This is a genomic window from Gordonia sp. B8661-1 (assembly GCF_059427765.1).
In genome coordinates this window covers 184,513-198,819 of record NZ_JCAHRL010000003.1, presented here as the reverse complement: position 1 = coordinate 198,819, position 14,307 = coordinate 184,513, and the positions used below count along the sequence as shown (strand labels likewise).

Below are 14,307 nucleotides of genomic sequence, written 5' to 3'. Positions count from 1 at the left end.
CCGGTCAGGATCGGCCGCCGGTCGCGTAACCGGGCGGCAGGAACGAGAAGAAATCTCGGGTGACGCCGACGGCGTTGTTCGAGTCGGCGCCGCGCACCACGAGCGTCGCGAACGCGAGATCCCCGCGATAGCCGGCGAACCAGGCGTGCGAACCACCGTCGAACTCGGCCTCACCGGTCTTCCCGAAAACCGCACCCTGCCCGGCGATCGCGGTACCCGTCCCCTCGGTGACCACGGCGCGCATCATCGGCCGGAGTTCGGCCACCGCCGCCGGGTCGAGTGTCGGCCGGGGGCCGGTGACCTTCGTCTCCTTGCCCAGAATCAGTTGCGGCACAGGTGCTTTGCCGTTGTTCGCGACGGTTGCCGCGACCAGCGACAAACCGAGCGGGCTGACCAGGACGCGCCCCTGCCCGAATCCGTCCTCACTGCGTGCCACGAGCTCCGGAGCGATCGGCACCGAGCCGGACACCGCGTCGAGGCCCGCGATGTCATACCGCTGCCCGACTCCCATCGCCGCAGCCGTGCGAGCCAGGTCCGACGGCCCCATCTCACTGGCGAGTTTCGCGAAGGTCGTATTGCACGAACTGGCGAAGGCCGACAGCATCGGCACGGTACCCAGGGAGAAGCGGTCGTAGTTGGGGATGCGGCGCGGCCCGATCTCGATCTCGCCCGGGCACGGCACCATCGACCCCGGGTGCGCCAGATTGCCACTGATCGCAGCGGCCGCGGTGACCATCTTGAACGTGGACCCGGGCGGATACAGGCCGCTCGTCGCGATCGGGCCGTCCCGGTCCGCCGCCTTGTTCTGCGCGATCGCCAATATGTTGCCCGACGACGGCTGCACCACGACCATGGCCACCTGGAAGCGGTCGGTCGCATTGACGGCACGTTGCGCCGCGTTCTGCACCACCCGCGACAGACTCAGCGGTACCGCTGGCGCCGGGTCACCCGCGTGATCGGCGAGCACGTCGGCGTCGAGACCGTTCGGATTGACGGTTACCACACGCCATCCGGCGCGGCCGTCGACCTCGGCCGCGACGACCTTCTTCACCTCGCTGAGGAGCGCCGGCGCGAAGTCCGGATCCTTCGGGACCAGTTCGGCCTGCTCGTTGTGCGTCACCCCGGGAATCGCGAGCCGGTCGCGCAGACGGTCGAAGTCGCGTTGGGACAGCCGGGTGATCGGATACGGTCCGTCGGACGCGGTCGCCCCCTCGGCGATCTGCTGCGCGGACAACGTCGGCGCGAACGGCTTGAGCACCGAGACGAGACTCGTCACCGAGTCGGCGACCGACCCGCCCGCGGCTGCGGCCTTCGCATCGAAATTGATGCCGACGACCGTCCCGTTGACCATCACCTGCGAGCCGTCGGCCTCGTGCACCGTGGCACGCGGCGGCGTCATCGTTTTCAGCGCGAGTCGTTGGTGCGCACCGAGTTCCGGATGGATGTCGGTGGACGTCCAGCGAACCTCCCAGCCGCTCGAGTCGGTGCGGGCCAGCTTCACGCGTGTCGGATAGCTCCAGGTGCGACCGTTGGGCAGGCCCCACTTGTACGTGACGTCGATGTCGGCGGTGTCACCGGACACGCGGGCGACTCCGGTCGAGTAGTCGAGCTTCTCCGCGGCCAGTCCCGACCATGCGCCTTCCAACTCGGTCTCGGCGGTCGCCGGATCGTCGGTCAGTGAGGCGGCTCCCGCGATGTCGCGGTCTCCGAGGGTCGACATGAAGCGGTCGACGGCCTGCCGGGGTCCGTCGTCCACGGAGGTGCAGCCCGCGACGCCCAGCACGACGGCAGCACTCACCGCCACACATGCACCGCTGATAAATCGCCGCCTCATCTGCACCATCGGTCCCGATGATATGGCGCGCAACAGCAGAAACCTCTGCGCCACGCGGGGATCGGGCGCCCTAGTCCACCAGGATCGTCGCGAAGGTACCGACCTCGGCGAAACCCACTCGCCGATAGGCCTCGCGCGCGGCGACATTGAAGGAGTTCACGTACAGGCTCGGCGTACGCCCCAGCCGCTGCACGGCTGCCGCCACCGCGGCGGTGCCCGCCGTGCCGAGTCCCTCACCGCGACGATCCGGTGAGACCCACACGCCCTGGATCTGCCCGACTTTCCGGGACAGCGAACCGATCTCGGCCTTGAACACCACCTCGCCGTCGTCGAACCGGGCGAACACCCGATTCGCGCTGACGAGGGACGCCAGCCGACGACGGTAGGAACGACCTCCGTCGCCGGCGCACGGGTCGACTCCCACCTCGCCGATGAACATGTCGACGGCCGCGGGCAGGTAGACATCGAGGTCGTCGAGCGTGACCAGCCGCACCGCCGGATCCGGCGCCATCGCGGGTGCATCCAACAGCGCCATCAGCGGCTGATTGTCGCGGACCGCACGCGGCGGCCCCCAGACCGGTGTGATCCGCTCCCAGAGCGGCAGCACCAGTTCGGCGCGCCCCACCACCGACGAACAGACACGCGGCACCGCCGCGGCCCGGTCCGCGAAGGTCTCCATGTCCGCGGAATTACCGAGCAGAGGAATCAGATTCGCGCCGGAGAAGCAGAGCGAGGTGGTCGGGTCGTCGACGGTCCACATCTGCCCGCCCAGCAGTCTGGGGAGAATGCCGTGGCTCTCGAAACGGGCGGCGACCATGCACATCGCGATCGGGTCGGTCGTCAGGACACGTTCGACGACCGGCGCGTCCCGCGCCCCCAGCGGCCGATCCCCCAGCAGCTTCAGCACCATCGCTCCTCACACCCCGATGCCACGCCACCCACGACGCGACCACCCGTGCCGACGAGCTGCCGTTCGAGACGGTCAGCTGACCGTGACGACAGGCGGCCCGACTTCCGTGTCACCAGTGTCACCCGACTCACCCGCGATCCGCAGCGCTTCTTCGATCAAGGTCTCCACGATCTGCGATTCGGGCACGGTCTTGATGACCTCGCCCTTGACGAAGATCTGGCCCTTGCCGTTGCCGGACGCGACGCCCAGATCGGCCTCGCGCGCCTCGCCCGGACCGTTGACGACGCAGCCCATCACGGCCACGCGCAGCGGCACCTCCATGCCGTCGAGGCCCGCGGTCACCTCGTCGGCCAGCTTGTAGACATCGACCTGGGCGCGTCCGCAGGACGGGCAGGACACGATCTCCAGCTTGCGGGGCCGCAGGTTGAGCGACTGCAGGATGGCGTCGCCCACCTTGATCTCCTCGGCGGGCGGCGCCGACAACGACACGCGGATCGTGTCGCCGATCCCCTCGGAGAGCAGGGCACCGAAAGCGACGGCCGACTTGATGGTCCCCTGGAAGGCCGGTCCGGCCTCGGTGACCCCGAGATGCAGTGGATAGTCGCACTGCGCGGCGAGCTGCCGGTACGCCTCGACCATGATCACCGGGTCGTTGTGCTTGACCGAGATCTTGATGTCGCCGAAGCCGTGCTCCTCGAAGAGACCCGCCTCCCACAGTGCCGATTCGACGAGCGCCTCCGGGGTGGCCTTGCCGTACTTCTGCATGATGCGCTTGTCGAGCGAGCCCGCGTTCACGCCGATACGGATCGGGATGCCGGCATCGCCCGCCGCCTTCGCGACCTCTTTCACCCGGCCGTCGAATTCCTTGATGTTGCCCGGATTCACGCGCACCGCCGCACAACCGGCATCGATCGCCGCGAAGATGTACTTCGGCTGGAAGTGGATGTCGGCGATCACCGGGATCTTGGACTTCTTCGCGATGATCGGCAGCGCCTCGGCGTCCTCGTTACGCGGGCAGGCGACGCGCACGATGTCGCAGCCCGACGCGGTGAGTTCGGCGATCTGCTGGAGCGTCGCGTTGATGTCGTGGGTCTTGGTGGTGCACATGGACTGCACCGAGATCGGATGATCGCTGCCCACGCCCACCGAGCCGACCTGGATCTGGCGGGTGACGCGACGCGGTGCGAGCACCGGCGGTGGGGCCTCAGGCATACCGAGGCCAATGCTCAGGGCTTCCGAACGGTCGTTCATTTCGATTCCCTCATCTGACGAATGGCTGTGTGGTTCACCGTGTTCCGACGATCCGCGGGCGCAGGCGAATCCATCAGAACACCTGTATGGGGTTGATGATGTCGGCGGTGAGGGTGAGCACCATGAAGGCGCCCATCACCAGCACCACCGCGTACGTGACGGGCATAAGTTTCAGGTAGTCGACGGGCCCGCCGGCCTGCTTGCCGAACCAGCGCCGAACGGTGTTGCGCGCCTTCTCGTAACCCACGATCAGCATATGTCCGCCGTCGAGCGGGAGCAGCGGCACCAGGTTGAAGAGACCGAGGAAGAAGTTGACGCTGATGAGCAGCATCAGGAACATGCTCCAGGCGCCCCGCTCGGCGGCCTGACCGCCGATCACCGATGCGCCGTACACGCTGACCGGGGTGTCCTGTGCACGTTCACCTCCGGTGACGGAGGTCCACAGCGCACTCACCTTGGACGGCAACGAGATCAGTGCGTCCCAGGTGGCCACGAAGAGGTCACCGGTGAAGGCGACCGAGCCGGGTATCACCGCCAGCCCGTCGTAGGTCGTGATGGCCGGCGGCGGATCGAAGGCGATTCCGATCTTGTGGGTCTGTTCGGTCTTCGACTTTCCGTCGGCGTTGATCGTCACCGTGGCCGGGGCGGGCGTGATGGTGAAGTCCTGCCGTACGCCGGCGCGATCCACCGTGACGGTCGCCGGGTCGGAGGTCTTGCCGATGATCGTGGACACCTCGGCGTAGTCGGCGACCGCGGTGCCGTTCACGGCGACGATCGTGTCTCCGGGCCGGAGTCCTGCGGCACCTGCGGGACCGTTGCCGGTACACGGCGTGGACACCGGCTTCGCCGAATCCGAGTAGGTCGTCGACGACGGCACACAGGAGACTTCGGCGACGGTGGCCGGTACCGGGTCCTTGCTCAGGTTCGGCAGTCCCCAGATCGCCCCGACGAGGACGACCAGCACGAAGCCGAGGATGAAGTTCTGCGCGGGTCCGGCGAACAGGACGACCAGGCGTTTCCACGGCTTTTGTAGATACATGGCCCGCGGCCGGTCGGCGTCGGAGATCTCGTCGTAGGGCGTCATGCCCGCGATGTCGCAGAAACCGCCGAGGGGCAGGGCCTTGAAGCCGTACTCCGTCTCGCCCCGGCGCGTAGACCAGATCGTCGGACCGAAGCCCACGAAGTAGCGCCGCACCTTCATTCCGGTGGCCTGGGCCGCCCACATGTGCCCGCATTCGTGCCATGCCACCGACAGCAATAGGGCCACGGCGAACAGCACCACCCCGAGGGCAAAACTCACTGACGTACTCCATCCGCAGAGGCCGCGACCAGGCGTGCCGCATGCTCGCGCGCCCACCTGTCAGCAGCCAGAACGTCCTCCACAGTACCCGGCTGCGCACGCCACTGATCGGCGTCGCCGAGCACCTGGCCGATGATCTCGGTGATCCGCGGGAAGCGGATGGCGCCGGAGAAGAATCCCTCGGCCGCGGCCTCGTTCGCGGCGTTGTAGACGGCGGTCAGCGAACCGCCCGCGGTCCCCGCCTCGCGGGCCAGCGCGATGGCCGGGAACACCTCGTCGTCGACCGGTTCGAAGGTCCACTCCGACGCCGTCGAGAAATCACAGGCCGCCGACGAACCCGGGACACGGTCCGGCCAGCCCAGCGCCAGTGCGATGGGCAGCTTCATCGAGGGCGGCGACGCCTTGGCGATGGTCGCGCCGTCGACGAAGGTGACCATCGAGTGCACGATCGACTGCGGGTGGACGGTCACATCGATGTGGTCGTAGTCGACACCGAACAGCAGGTGTGCCTCGATCACCTCGAGCGCCTTGTTCACCAGGGTGGCCGAGTTGAGTGTGATCAGCGGTCCCATCGACCAGGTCGGGTGACGGCCCGCCTGTTCCGGCGTCACATCCTCGAGCGCGGCACGTGTCCACCCGCGGAACGGTCCGCCCGAAGCCGTCAGGACCAGACGGTCCACCTCCTCGGCACTCCCCCCGCGCAGACATTGCGCGATCGCCGAGTGTTCGGAGTCCACCGGGACGATCTGTCCCGGCGCGGCGGCATCGAGCACCAGGGAGCCGCCGGCGACCAGCGACTCCTTGTTGGCGAGCGCCAGACGAGCACCCGACTTCAGGGTCACCAGACTCGGCCGCAGACCGATGGAACCGACCACGGCGTTGAGTACCACGTCGGCGCCGACGGCCTCGACGAGGTCGCACATGGCGTCCGGTCCGCCCAGTACCGGCGCGCCCAGGTCGTCGGCGAGGGTGGCCGCGGCGGCGGCATCGGCGACCGCGAGCGCCGATGCCGGAACCCCGAAGGTCCGCGCCTGCGCACGCAGCAGATCGAGGTTGCCGCCACCGGCTCCGAGTCCGACTACCTCGAAGAGTTCGGGATGTTCGGAGATCACCTCGAGGGCCTGGACGCCGACGGAGCCGGTCGAGCCGAGAATGAGTACACGAGTCGTCACCCGTCCAGTGTCCCGCATCGGCCCCGGGATGGTCACATGCGCTCGGCGGACCCCGGCCGCGACCCGGTTGCGGATGTCGCGGCACCGCCGACGACCCGTACCGCTATGCTGATCGGGAACTACTACCGGCCGTCAGAGTCAGACGTTCCGACGTCACCACAGTGAGGAGCAGCCCGTGGCCACCACCGAGGTTGAGCACACCACCGTCGACACCGGCTGGGTGCGCGAGCCCGTCGACGCTCCCTCCGCCCGCTTCGGCTGGCACGGCCAGGCCAACAAGACGTTCCAGATCGCGGGCTGGTTCTGCGTCATCGCCCTGCTGGCGATGCTCATCGGCAACCACCACGGCCGCGTCGAGGACATCTGGCTGATCGTGATGGCCGCCGGTCTCGCGTACTTCCTGGTGAAGGGCCTCATCGGCAAGCGCGGTCGCTGGCAGCGCAACCGCTGACGCGCTACTTCTCCTCGGCGGCCAGCTGTCCGCAGGCCGCGGCGATCTCCTGACCGCGGGTATCACGCACCGTGCAGGACACCCCCTGTTCCCGGACGCGTCGCACGAATTCGCGTTCGACGGGCTTGGGGCTCGCATCCCATTCGGAACCGGGCGTCGGATTCAGCGGGATCAGATTCACGTGCGCGCGTGAGCCGAGCGCACGATGCAGCTTCTCCCCCAGCATGTCGGCACGCCAGGGCTGATCGTTCACGTCCCGGATGAGCGCGTACTCGATGGAGACGCGCCTACCGGTGGTGTCCGCGTAATAGCGCGCGGCGTCGAGGACCTCGGCCACCGACCACCTGTTGTTCACCGGCACGAGCGTGTCGCGCAGTTCGTCGTCCGGTGTGTGCAACGACACGGCCAGAGTGACCGCCAGCCCTTCGTCGGCGAGACGGCGGATCGACGGCGCCAGACCGACCGTCGACACCGTGACCGACCGCGCCGAGATCCCCATGCCGTCGGGCACCGGTGCGGTGATCTGCCGGACCGCCGACACCACTCGTTTGTAGTTGGCCAGCGGCTCCCCCATGCCCATGAAGACCACGTTCGACAGTCGGCCCGGCTCACCGAATTCGCCGTCGCGCAGAGCCCGGGCCGCCATGCGTACCTGATCGACGATCTCCGCGGTCGACAGGTTGCGGTCCAGACCGCCCTGACCGGTGGCGCAGAACGGGCACGCCATGCCGCAGCCCGCCTGGCTGGAGATGCACAGGGTGTTGCGGTCGGTGTAGCGCATCAGCACGCTTTCCAGCAGGGTGCCGTCGTGCAGGCGCCACAGTGTCTTGCGGGTGCTGCCGTCGTCGCAGGCGATGTGCCGGACGGGCGTCAGCAGCGGCGGGAACAGCTTCTCGCCGAGTGCTTCCCGCGATCCGGCGGGCACGTCGCTCATCTCGCGCACGTCTCCGTTGAGCCTGCCGTAGTACTGCTTGGCCAGCTGATTGGCGCGGAATTTCGGCAGGCCGAGTTCGGCCAGCGCGGCGATCCGCCCCTCGCTGTCGAGGTCGGCGAAATGCTTCGGCGGAAGGCCACGTTTCGGGGCATCGAACACGAGCGGCAACGACGACATGGTGCCATTGTCGCATGTCATGATGGGCACATGACGACACGAGATCCTCGGGAGCCGTTCGACGCCGACGCGCCACTCCCCGTGGGAAGCGAGACAAGCGATCCCAACGCCTACGCCGACATGGATCGCGAGCACAAGGCTCTGCTGGCCGAACGGGACGAGCTGCGCGAGCAGGTCAGAGGCGTCGAGCACACCCGTACCCGGGCGACCTTCTTCGGACTGGTCATCGGTGCGATCATCCTGATCCTGCTGCTGGTGTTCATCCTGCAGAACACGGCGTCACAGCGCATCACCCTGATCTTCTGGGACGTGAATCTGCCGCTCGGTGTGAGCCTTCTCATCGCCGCGATCGCGGGCGCTCTGCTGGTAGCGCTCGCCGGTGGCCTTCGCATGCTCCAACTGAACCGGGCCCTCAAGCGGGCCAAGAAGTAGCAGCCGACCGATGTCCCGCCTCTGCGAACCAGGGGCGGGACCGAGAACTCACAGCAGCGCGGTGAGCACCGCCCACACGATGAAGGCCGACGGCAGCAGCGAGTCGAGCCGATCCATGATGCCGCCGTGTCCGGGCAGCAGAGTCCCCATGTCCTTGATCCCCAGGTCGCGTTTCACCTGAGATTCGACCAGGTCGCCGAGCGTCGCGCAGACGACGAGCACCGGGCCGAGGATCATGCCGATCCACCATTGACTGTCGACGAGGAACACCACCGAGAAGACCGCGCCCGCGGTGCCGACCACGAGCGAACCGGCGAGACCCTCCCACGACTTCTTCGGACTGATCGCCGGGGCCATCGGATGCTTGCCGAACAACACTCCCGCGGCGTAACCGCCGACGTCGGAGCAGACCACGACGATCATCAGCGTCGCGACGCGTGCGGCACCGTGATCCTGGATCACCATGTACGTACCGAACGATGCCAGCAACGGCAGCCACGCGAGCACGAACACACTGGCCGCGAGGTTGCGCAGGTAATTCTCCGGCGCGCGATTGATCCCCTGCGCCAGCAACATCCAGACCATCAGGACCAGAACGGTGCCGACGAAGGCCGTCAGAATTCCCGTGGGCCCCCACGGCCATCCGGACCAGATGATCGCCTGCCCACCGATGAGCAGGGGCCACAGCGCGACCTGATAGCCGCCGTCCCGCAGACGTTTGGTGACCTCCCACGTCGCGATCGCGAATGCCACGGCGACGAGCACATACCAGGCCTTGGGTGCGAACAGCAGAATCGCGATGATGCTGACGCCCAGCGTCACGCCGACGCCGATCGCCGCGGGAAGATTGCGGCCGGCGCGGGATTTCTTGGGCGGCGGCACCGCAGCGGCGTCGGTGCCCGTCTCGTCGGAGGCCATCGGTTCCGGTATAGCCGCGCCTGAGGGTTCGTCGCTCACACTTCGAGCAATTCGTTCTCTTTGCGAGTCACCAATTCATCCACCTGCGCGACATAACCCGCGGTGGTCTTGTCGATTTCCTTCTCGGCGCGCGTCACCTCGTCCTCGCCCGCCTCGCCATCCTTCTGGATGCGCTTGAGCTCGTCGACGGCCTTGCGGCGGACGTTACGGATCGCGACCTTCGCGTCCTCGCCCTTGCTCTTCGCCTGCTTCACCAGTTCCTTGCGCCGGTCCTCGGTGAGCTGCGGGATCGCGACACGGATGATCGATCCGTCGTTCGTCGGATTCACGCCGAGATCCGAATTCCGGATCGCGGTCTCGATGTCACCAAGGCTCGATGCCTCGTACGGCTTGATGACGATCAGACGCGCTTCGGTGGCCGTGATACCCGCGACCTGCGTGATCGGGGTCATCGCACCGTAGTAGTCGATCACGATCTTGCTGAACATCGCGGGGTTCGCGCGGCCGGTGCGGATGGACCCCATGTCCTCCTTGGCGACGCTGACCGCCTTCTCCATTTTCTCTTCGGCGTCCAGGAGCGCATCGTCGATCATCGTCGTCCTACTTTTCTCGTGGGTGTTCGTGGATGTGGTTCTCGAAGCCTGCGTAACGGGTGGTCGTCGCCGATCACTCGGTGCTGACCAGCGTGCCGATGGGATCACCGGCGACCGCGCGTGCGATATTTCCCTGCTCCAGAAGATTGAACACGAGCATCGGCATCTTGTTGTCCATACAGAGACTGAACGCCGTCGCGTCGGCGACCTTCAGTTCCTTCTCCAGCGCATCCCGGTGGGTGATCTCGGTGAACAATTCGGCATCCGGGTTGTCGCGCGGGTCGGAGTCGTACACGCCGTCGACCCCCTTGGCCATCAGGACCACCTCGGCCTTGATCTCGAGCGCCCGCTGGGCGGCGGTGGTGTCGGTGGAGAAGTACGGCATACCCATACCCGCACCGAAGATCACCACACGCCCCTTCTCGAGATGGCGGATGGCGCGGAGCGGGATGTAGGGCTCGGCGACCTGCCCCATCGTGATGGCCGTCTGCACACGGGTCGTGATGCCGCGCTTCTCGAGAAAATCCTGCAGCGCAAGGCAGTTCATCACGGTGCCGAGCATGCCCATGTAGTCCGAGCGAGCGCGATCGAGGCCTCGCTGCTGCAGTTCGGCTCCCCGGAAGAAGTTGCCACCGCCGATGACGACGGCGACCTGCACCCCGGATTCGACGACGTCGGCGATCTGATCGGCGACCGTCGCGACGACGTCGGGATCGAGTCCGACCTTGCCGCCGCCGAACATCTCACCACCCAGCTTCAGCAGCACCCGGCGGTAACCGTGGCGTGCGGAGGGGCGGGATTGCGGCGATTCGCTCATCTACTTCCTCACTCGTTCGGCTTCGCTGAACATGGTACTTGCCGACGTGACCAGTCGATGACCTGCGTCTGAGCTGCTCGGACCGTCCTGGTCGCGGTCCGTGACCGCGGACGGCAAAGGACGCGCGAACCTTTGTTAATCTGAGCGCGGCGAGCCCGACATCCACTCGTAGGCCTCGACTTTCAGGGTCTGTGTCCGACGGAGATGTCGACGGCTCGCCATTCGTATGCCGTCCGGGGAGGGACGGCCCGGTGGGGATGGAGCATGCTGTGAACCCGAATCGACGGGATGTACTGAAAGCTGCCGGTATTGCCGGTGCGATGGGTGTGACCGGGGCGATGTCCACGCTCGGAGCGGCCCCTGCGGGAGCCCGACCGCGACGAACGGTTCCCGGCGTCCCGGCGACAGCCCCGCTCGGCAGCGGGATCGGGCCGGATCCGAGTGTGCGGTGGGATCCGTCCGGCGACGCGTTGATGAAATCCGTCCTCGAGCGTGGTGACGCGGAGAAGATCAACCGTCTGCTGGCCGACTGGACGACAAACGGGCAACGCCTGCCCGCGGGCCTGCCCGGCGATGTCCATGACTTCATCGAGGATGCCCGGCGGATGCCGTCGTGGCTCGACCCGGACCTCATGCGGCACGCGAATGCGTTCTATACGTCGCGTAGCTGGTACCTGTCGTGGATCATCGGTTTCACCGGTGGGCTGATGCTGACGGTCATCCCCCGCGAGGCACGCGCGGTGTATTGGTCCAAGGGCGGTTCGGACATGAAGGTCCGCATCGCCAAGACGTACAAGCTCGTGTACGACTCGGTCGCCGTCGACGCCTACCGGCCCGGTGGCCGCATGGCCGTCACCGCGGTGAAGACCCGCATGGTCCACGGCGCCGTTCGCCACCTGCTGCCCCAATCTCCGTACTGGAAACATGGTGCGACGGAGACGATCCCGATCTCGCAGGCCGACATGATGCGCACCTGGCACAGTCTTGCCACGATGGGCATGCGGGTCATGCGCAACTGGGGTGTCCGACTCCCGGCGAATGAGCGTGCCGGGCTGCTGCATTCGTGGCAGTTGCACGGCCACATGCTCGGCATCGACGCGGCCTACCTGCCCGCCAGTTGGGAACAGGCCGAGACGCAGGCGCGGCGGGATCTCGACCCGATCATGGGCCCGACCCCGGAGGGCAAGAAGCTCGCCGACATGCTCGTCGATCTCGGCCAGGAGCTGGATCTGACCCTCCTGACGCGTCCGGTACTGGAGGCCTTCACCCGATTCTCCGTGGGCGACAAGCTCACCGACTGGATGGGGTTGCCGCGGCAGCCGGCGTGGGAGGCCCTGTTCGACGTGTCATGGCCGATCTTCATCAAGATCCGTGAAGGTGTGTTGCCGGTCTCGTCACTGGCCCCGAACGTCTATCACACCTTCGACGAGCTGGCGAAGGCCATGCAGTATCTCTATCTCGGCGAGTTCCGGCCGGTGAACATCACCATCCCGACCACGAACAACCCGCACTATTCCTGAGGCGGGCGTCCGCCTCCGGCTACGCCGGTCAGGATCGGGCGAGGACCTCGTCCACCGTGCACATGGGCGGACGATCCTCGAGGGACGGATCGGTTCGGTGGACGGTGTGCCCGCCGGAGTTCATCTCGAACTGGACCAGCGGCGAGCCGGTGTCGTCGATGCCGAGTCGCGCCAACAGCGTCGCGACGATCTGCCGTGCCATCGGCCCCAACTCGGCCATCGGCCGGTTGCGGTGAATCCGGGTGCCGAGGTCCACCTGTCCGATGGCGTCGATCCCCTCCCGGGCCACCGCGTCGCACAGGATGCCGATCTCCACCCCGTATCCCGGGGCGAACGGGATGGACGTGAGCAGGTCGCGGCGGCCCGCGTACTCCCCGGCGAGTGGCTGGATCAGTCCGGCGAGTTCCGGACACAATGCCGCGAGCAGAGGTCGGACCAGCAGTTCGGTCACGCGTCCTCCGCCTGCCGGATCCACACCGTCGGGACCGAGCAGCGGTCGTCGGTAATACCCCTTGACCAGGTGGATGTCCGGCCGCGCCAGCAACGGCCCGACGAGGCGCGGAACGTACATTGGGTCGGGGTCGACCACATCGCTGTCGACGAAGACCACGATGTCGCCCCGTGTCGCCGCGAGTGATCGCCACAGCACCTCACCTTTGCCACCCCGGATCCCGATGCCGGGCAACGCGGATTCGCGGGTGTGCACGTCGGCTCCGGCGGCCGCGGCCACCGCAATGGTGTCGTCCGTCGATCCGGAATCCACCACGACGATCTCGTCGACCAGGCCACCTCTCAGGGGCACAACGCTTTTCACCACCGCACCGATGGTGGCCGCCTCGTCCAGTGCCGGCAGCACCACGGAGATCGTGTGCGCCCCCTTGTTTTTCACGAGTTCATCGACGGTCCATCCGGGAGCCGCCCACGTGTTGGATGTCAGCCACCCCGAATCCGGCATCACCGGTTCAACACCGCCTTGAACTGCGGCCACGCGCGATGCAGTTCGTCCTGCCAGTACGGCCAGGCGTGCGTGCCGCCCCGATACAGGTGGAAAGTCGCCGGGATCCGTCGTTGTGCCATGCGGCGCTGCAGGTTTCGCGTGCATTCGGCGGTTGCGGTCTCGATCACCGCACCGACGGCGATCTGATCGAACAACTTGCTACCGTTCCCGTCGATGCCCGGCCCGTCGATGGTGTCGTACCTTCCCGGCATGCCGGAACCGTTCGAGACGTAGATCGACTTGCCCCGAAACGCGTCGACGTGCACGTACGGATCGTTGGCGCGCCACCGCGGGTCCGACGGCGGACCCCACATATTGAGAGTGCTTCCGCCTCCCCGCCCCTCGACGACCATGCGTACCATCGCCTGCCCGGCGGTGTCACTGGTCTGCGCGCAGCCGCTGAACGAGCCGAGCGCCTGATACCGCCCGGGGGCGTGCAACGACAACTGGAAGACCGAGGTTCCGGCCATGGAGATGCCCGCAATCGCGTTGCGGCCGTTACCATCGAAGCGTTCGTCGATGACGTCCGGAAGCTCCGAGGTGAGGAATGTGGCCCATTTCTGCACCCCCAGTTTCGGGTCCGCGCGTTGCCAGTCCGTGAAGTAGCTGGCCGCGCCGCCCATGGGGACGACGACATTCACGTGCTGGCCGGCGAAGAACGTCCGCACGTCGGTCCGTTCCAGCCAGCTGCTACCACCTTCGCCGCCCGCGGCACCGTTCAACAAGTAGAGGGTCGGGGCGGGCCCTTCACCACCTGACGCGGGGATAACCTTGACGGTCAACGTATCTCGCATCGAGCGAGATCTGATCGACACACCGATCTCACCTGCGGGCAATGTTCGCTCCGCCAGAATCCGCGCGCCGGTCGGCGCCGAGACGGCAGGTGCCGAGACCGCGGCAACGCCGGCAGCGGCGACAATCGTTGCGGCTGTGGCGATTCCGCCGCGACGGATCAGTGATCGGCAAATGCCATGCGTCGGACCGGGATTGTTCATCCACTC

At 66.9% G+C, this 14,307-nt stretch carries 14 protein-coding genes; 3 read left to right on the top strand and 11 right to left on the bottom strand.

From position 1 onward, the window contains the following. Positions 1 to 4: 4 nt before the first annotated feature. The 5 genes from AC4JJG_RS08390 to dxr form a co-directional block, all read right to left on the bottom strand. Positions 5 to 1,843 (bottom strand): penicillin-binding transpeptidase domain-containing protein, encoded by a 1,839-nt coding sequence (locus AC4JJG_RS08390; RefSeq protein ID WP_495400920.1) that lies wholly within the window; start codon positions 1,841 to 1,843, stop codon positions 5 to 7. 61 nt (positions 1,844 to 1,904) lie between these two features. Beyond that, positions 1,905 to 2,744 (bottom strand): GNAT family N-acetyltransferase, encoded by an 840-nt coding sequence (locus tag AC4JJG_RS08385; protein ID WP_495400921.1) that lies wholly within the window; start codon positions 2,742 to 2,744, stop codon positions 1,905 to 1,907. Between the two features lie 72 nt (positions 2,745 to 2,816). Continuing rightward, positions 2,817 to 3,995: a flavodoxin-dependent (E)-4-hydroxy-3-methylbut-2-enyl-diphosphate synthase gene (gene ispG, locus AC4JJG_RS08380; protein WP_495400922.1), complete on the bottom strand. Its 1,179-nt coding sequence runs from the start codon at positions 3,993 to 3,995 to the stop codon at positions 2,817 to 2,819. 73 nt (positions 3,996 to 4,068) lie between these two features. Further along, entirely contained in the window at positions 4,069 to 5,295 is a 1,227-nt protein-coding gene (locus AC4JJG_RS08375) for a M50 family metallopeptidase (protein WP_495400923.1), read from the bottom strand. Next, the gene (gene dxr, locus AC4JJG_RS08370) at positions 5,292 to 6,467 is read right to left on the bottom strand and encodes a 1-deoxy-D-xylulose-5-phosphate reductoisomerase (protein ID WP_495400924.1); all 1,176 of its coding nucleotides are present in this window, start codon (positions 6,465 to 6,467) and stop codon (positions 5,292 to 5,294) included. The genes AC4JJG_RS08375 and dxr overlap by 4 nt, the downstream gene beginning before the upstream one ends. Before the next feature lie 175 nt (positions 6,468 to 6,642). On the opposite strand from dxr, the gene AC4JJG_RS08365 reads away from it, so the two are divergent. Continuing rightward, a complete protein-coding gene (locus tag AC4JJG_RS08365) occupies positions 6,643 to 6,918 on the top strand; it encodes a DUF2631 domain-containing protein (protein WP_495400925.1) in 276 nt (91 codons plus the stop codon). Between the two features lie 4 nt (positions 6,919 to 6,922). On the opposite strand, the gene rlmN is transcribed toward AC4JJG_RS08365, so the two are convergent. Further along, complete coding sequence (gene rlmN / locus AC4JJG_RS08360) at positions 6,923 to 8,029, bottom strand: dual-specificity RNA methyltransferase RlmN (RefSeq protein WP_495400926.1); 1,107 nt, start codon at positions 8,027 to 8,029, stop codon at positions 6,923 to 6,925. A gap of 120 nt (positions 8,030 to 8,149) precedes the next feature. Here rlmN and AC4JJG_RS08355 point away from each other — a divergent pair, with 120 nt between their 5' ends. Beyond that, entirely contained in the window at positions 8,150 to 8,461 is a 312-nt protein-coding gene (locus AC4JJG_RS08355) for a LapA family protein (protein ID WP_495401035.1), read from the top strand. A gap of 48 nt (positions 8,462 to 8,509) precedes the next feature. Here AC4JJG_RS08355 and AC4JJG_RS08350 read toward each other — a convergent pair whose 3' ends face one another. The 3 genes from AC4JJG_RS08350 to pyrH all read right to left on the bottom strand — a co-directional run bounded on the left by AC4JJG_RS08350 (position 8,510) and on the right by pyrH (position 10,789). Further along, complete coding sequence (locus tag AC4JJG_RS08350) at positions 8,510 to 9,379, bottom strand: phosphatidate cytidylyltransferase (RefSeq protein WP_495400927.1); 870 nt, start codon at positions 9,377 to 9,379, stop codon at positions 8,510 to 8,512. 35 nt (positions 9,380 to 9,414) lie between these two features. Then, on the bottom strand, positions 9,415 to 9,972 hold the full coding sequence (frr, locus tag AC4JJG_RS08345; RefSeq protein ID WP_495400928.1) for a ribosome recycling factor: 558 nt from the start codon (positions 9,970 to 9,972) through the stop codon (positions 9,415 to 9,417). A 73-nt stretch (positions 9,973 to 10,045) separates the two neighbouring features. Further along, positions 10,046 to 10,789 (bottom strand): UMP kinase, encoded by a 744-nt coding sequence (gene pyrH / locus AC4JJG_RS08340; protein ID WP_495400929.1) that lies wholly within the window; start codon positions 10,787 to 10,789, stop codon positions 10,046 to 10,048. A 269-nt stretch (positions 10,790 to 11,058) separates the two neighbouring features. On the opposite strand from pyrH, the gene AC4JJG_RS08335 reads away from it, so the two are divergent. Further along, positions 11,059 to 12,309, top strand: a complete 1,251-nt coding sequence (locus AC4JJG_RS08335) for an oxygenase MpaB family protein (RefSeq protein WP_495400930.1) — start codon at positions 11,059 to 11,061, stop codon at positions 12,307 to 12,309. Between the two features lie 28 nt (positions 12,310 to 12,337). Here AC4JJG_RS08335 and AC4JJG_RS08330 read toward each other — a convergent pair whose 3' ends face one another. Both AC4JJG_RS08330 and AC4JJG_RS08325 read right to left on the bottom strand, forming a co-directional pair. Continuing rightward, a complete protein-coding gene (locus tag AC4JJG_RS08330; protein ID WP_495400931.1) occupies positions 12,338 to 13,264 on the bottom strand; it encodes a glucosyl-3-phosphoglycerate synthase in 927 nt (308 codons plus the stop codon). Next, a complete protein-coding gene (locus AC4JJG_RS08325; protein ID WP_495400932.1) occupies positions 13,264 to 14,301 on the bottom strand; it encodes an alpha/beta hydrolase in 1,038 nt (345 codons plus the stop codon). Before AC4JJG_RS08325 ends, AC4JJG_RS08330 begins: the two co-directional genes overlap by 1 nt. Positions 14,302 to 14,307 lie beyond the last annotated feature (6 nt).